This window comes from Caballeronia sp. (genome assembly GCF_049581465.1).
Lineage (GTDB): Bacteria > Pseudomonadota > Gammaproteobacteria > Burkholderiales > Burkholderiaceae > Caballeronia.
Genome location: NZ_JBAUSA010000188.1, coordinates 1 through 3,327 on the forward strand (window position 1 = coordinate 1; position 3,327 = coordinate 3,327).

Annotated in this window: 3 protein-coding genes; all 3 read right to left on the minus strand. The window is 58.2% G+C overall.

All coding sequences use genetic code 11. The annotated features are described in order from the left end of the window. Positions 1 to 536: 536 nt before the first annotated feature. The 3 genes from WCA53_RS04685 to WCA53_RS04695 all read right to left on the minus strand — a co-directional run bounded on the left by WCA53_RS04685 (position 537) and on the right by WCA53_RS04695 (position 3,197). Positions 537 to 968 (minus strand): transposase, encoded by a 432-nt coding sequence (locus tag WCA53_RS04685; protein WP_423906100.1) that lies wholly within the window; start codon positions 966 to 968, stop codon positions 537 to 539. A 223-nt stretch (positions 969 to 1,191) separates the two neighbouring features. Beyond that, entirely contained in the window at positions 1,192 to 2,559 is a 1,368-nt protein-coding gene (locus WCA53_RS04690) for an ATP-binding protein (RefSeq protein ID WP_423906105.1), read from the minus strand. Beyond that, the gene (locus tag WCA53_RS04695) at positions 2,523 to 3,197 is read right to left on the minus strand and encodes a response regulator (protein ID WP_423906110.1); all 675 of its coding nucleotides are present in this window, start codon (positions 3,195 to 3,197) and stop codon (positions 2,523 to 2,525) included. The genes WCA53_RS04690 and WCA53_RS04695 overlap by 37 nt, the downstream gene beginning before the upstream one ends. Positions 3,198 to 3,327 lie beyond the last annotated feature (130 nt).

Sequence of the window (3,327 nt, forward strand, 5' to 3'; positions counted from 1 at the left end):
CCAATTGAGCCGTACCGCTGTCAAATCGGAGCAGTGTCCTGTTCGTCTTGGCAAAATCACAACTAAAGCCACTCAACTCTCTCGAGATCTCAGAACTTTGAGCGCAGCCGCGCCTTTCCCCTCAGTCGCGCAGGGACGTCGCACGATCGACAAACACTGCTCAGTGAAATCTGATTTATCGCATGCCTATGGGAAGCCTTAAGTCTTGTTGCTCTAGTCTATCGGCGCAAGGCCTCGCCGTTCGTTGGGGATCGATGTTTATTAAGGGTCAGCGGCGTATGAATGCTAAATAACGCAAGGAGTTGGGCACCGCGAGGCCCATGGCGCTACGCAGTGGCGCTAGTCGCCGCACTCGCTGCTTTCGGTGCAGGGGAATTGATGCAGCCCGTGCGGAAAGCGCATAGGCCCGCGCTCTTTTTTTGCGATTGCGGCGGTCTCGGCACCTGCGTGCGAAACGAAGAGTCGTTTCTGGCTCGGCGATCGGGGTATGCGAGTCTGGCTTTATGACGAAAAGAGGTCGGCCTTTTATTCGCTAATCAAACTCGTAGTATCGCTCGTTTTCTGTCGCCGCTGACTTTGCCGACAAGCTTGCTAGCTCGTAGGGTCCCTGCAGATTTGTCTCCTGACAGCACGGCACGAACCGACAAACTGTCCACAATCGCATTTGCCGCATCAGCATGGCCGCGACGCTGCAATTCATCCACGAGCACTCTTTGAAGACTTGGCCACACTCCCTCGTCCTGCCACTCGGCCAGTCGACGGGAGCAAACCTGGCCCGTACCATAGCCGAGTTTCTGAGAAAGCAGGGTCCACGAGATACCCGATCGCAGCACAAACACAATGCCGGAAAATACGGCACGATCCGGTGCTCGGGGACGCCCGGCGCTGCGGCGCTTCGGCAACGACCGCGTAGAAATCAATGGTTCAATCAGCGCCCAGAAGTCGTCGTCTATCAGATCTTCAAGCATAGTTCCCCTGGAAAAAATCGAAAACCCAGTCTCTTTTTATATAACAATTTTGATGTAACTCACCCAACTTGACCCTCAGCTTAGCGCGCCGCCCCCAAAGCACGGCTATTATTAGGCGACACATTGTTTGAAGAGCGCAGACGCGGTTTTGCATATGATGCGGCCCGCAAAAGCGTACAGAACCCGTCCCGTCTATTTATAGAACAAGTTCCTTAGCGCAGACTTAGGGAGCGCCCGATCCTGGCAGCTTCGGTGCCATCGTGCGCAGGAGCAGATGATAATAAGTCGCGTGAAAACCATCGCTGGCGTTCTGTAACACCAGGCGACCGCCGTTGCGGCGGGCGATCTCGGAAACGATCGACAGACCAAGCCCGCTGCCGCTGGATACTGTTCCCGGCACGCGATAAAACCGCTCGGTAACGCGGACAAGCTGGTCATCGGGAACACCCCGTCCCGAGTCCTTGACACTGCAAACGAGGTAGCCTTCGCGGTTCACCACGGTAACGTCGACCTTGCCGCCTTCGGGCACATACCTCACTGCATTGTCGACCAGGTTGCGCAGTGCAATGGTGACAGCCGATGCATCGACGTCGACCTGGATGTCGTCCAACTGCTTGAGTCCAAGATCCACGTTTTTCGCATTGGCTACGTTGACCGCATCCTGGATCGCGTCCGTGGCGAGCTTGTGCAGCGACACAAGGGCATGCGCAGGCGCGGCCGCATGTTGTGAACGGGCGAACGCGAGCAGTTGTTCGACCAGTCTCGCCGTGCGATCCACGGCGGCCTGCAAGGCCATCAACCGTCCGCGTGCGTCCTCCGGGTCGGTGGCTGCCGTAAGACTCCCGGCCTGCAACGTTAGAGCGGTCAACGGTGAGCGCAGTTCGTGGGCAGCGTCGGCGATAAACCGCCGCTGCTGCGCCATTGCGTCCTTGAGCCGCTCGATCAGTCGATTGATCGAGCGGATGAAAGGCAGCAACTCATTCGGGATTCCCACTTCAGACAACTCGCCGAGCGTGACCTCGTCTTGTCCATCCACGGTTGCTGCAAGGCGACGTACTGGCGCCAGCGCGCCACGAGCGATCAGCACGATGACAATCAGCAGAAGCGGTGTCAGCGCGAGCATGGGCAACAGGGTTCGTAGTGAGCCGTCATGGGCGATTTCGTCCCGGATGGTCGAGCGCTCGGCCACCAGGAGACGGTCGCCGCCTTGCAGCGTCTGCACGTTGACGCGCCAGCGCCTGCCGTCGAAGTCGACGTTCTGGAATCCGTCAGCAAGCGTTTCAATTCGCGGCAGAGGCACGTCGATGCTGGCGCCGGTTGCTCCCGGACTGGCGCGAGAAATAATCATCGACGTACCGTTGTCATGTGCGTCGGGCCACGTCACGGTGGGGGCCGCGAGCATCAGCTTGCCGCTGTTGATTAAAACACCGATGTCATGCAGATGGCTGTCCTGCAGCCGGCTCGCCTCGCGATACCCACCGGCGAATGACAGCGCACCACCCATCAACGCGAACAGCGCAATGATGCCGATGATCGACCACGTCAGTTGTCTTGTCAGCGAGCGTGACTGTCGTCCCGGTCGACCATCCATCCCACACCTCGTATGTTGCGAATCGCGTCATGCCCGATTTTTTTTCGAATCGTATGAATCAGGTACTCGACGGCGTTACTGTCGACCTGCTCGTTCCAGCCGTAGACCCGGTTCTCAAGCTCGCTTCTCGACAGGATGACGCCGGGACGCGAGAGCAGCGCCCTCAGCACCGCAAACTCGCGACCCGACAAACGGCACTCGACGTCTTTATACACCGCGACCAGCGAGCGGGGATCCAGCGACAGCTTGCCGCTCGAAAGTGTTGCGTCGGGATGACGGCCAAGCTTGCGCATAGCGGCGCGAAGCCTCGCCAGCATTTCATTCAGGTTGAACGGCTTGACCAGGTAATCGTCCGCGCCGCTGTCCAGCCCTTCGATACGGTCATCGACACTGTCGCGCGCGGTCATTATGAGGACAGGCATATCCGCGTCGCGCTTTCGAAGGTCACGCAGAATGGTCAGGCCATCTCCTTGAGGAAGGTTCAGGTCGAGCAGTACGGCGTCATGCTCACGGCCGAGCAGGGCGCCCATCGCCGAGGGCGCGTCCACGACCCAGTCCGCGACGTAAGCCGCGTCGCGCAGTGCACGAGCAATCGCAATACCGATCAGTTCATCGTCCTCTACCACCAGGATCCGCATGCGAGTGTCTTCCGTTGAACGAGATTAGCGACAAGATTACAAACGCTTCAGGTTGCCTAAGGATCGGCTAAGTATTTGGGTCTATTTTACTTGCACGTTTAGAAAGCTGGTGATTTTTACACCCTAGGGT

What these genes read in the sequence shown, in the direction of transcription:
- WCA53_RS04685 (WP_423906100.1), bottom strand. Translation starts at nt 968, where the DNA reads ATGCTTGAAGATCTGATAGACGACGACTTCTGGGCGCTGATTGAACCA.
- WCA53_RS04690 (WP_423906105.1), bottom strand. Translation starts at nt 2,559, where the DNA reads ATGGATGGTCGACCGGGACGACAGTCACGCTCGCTGACAAGACAACTG.
- WCA53_RS04695 (WP_423906110.1), bottom strand. Translation starts at nt 3,197, where the DNA reads ATGCGGATCCTGGTGGTAGAGGACGATGAACTGATCGGTATTGCGATT.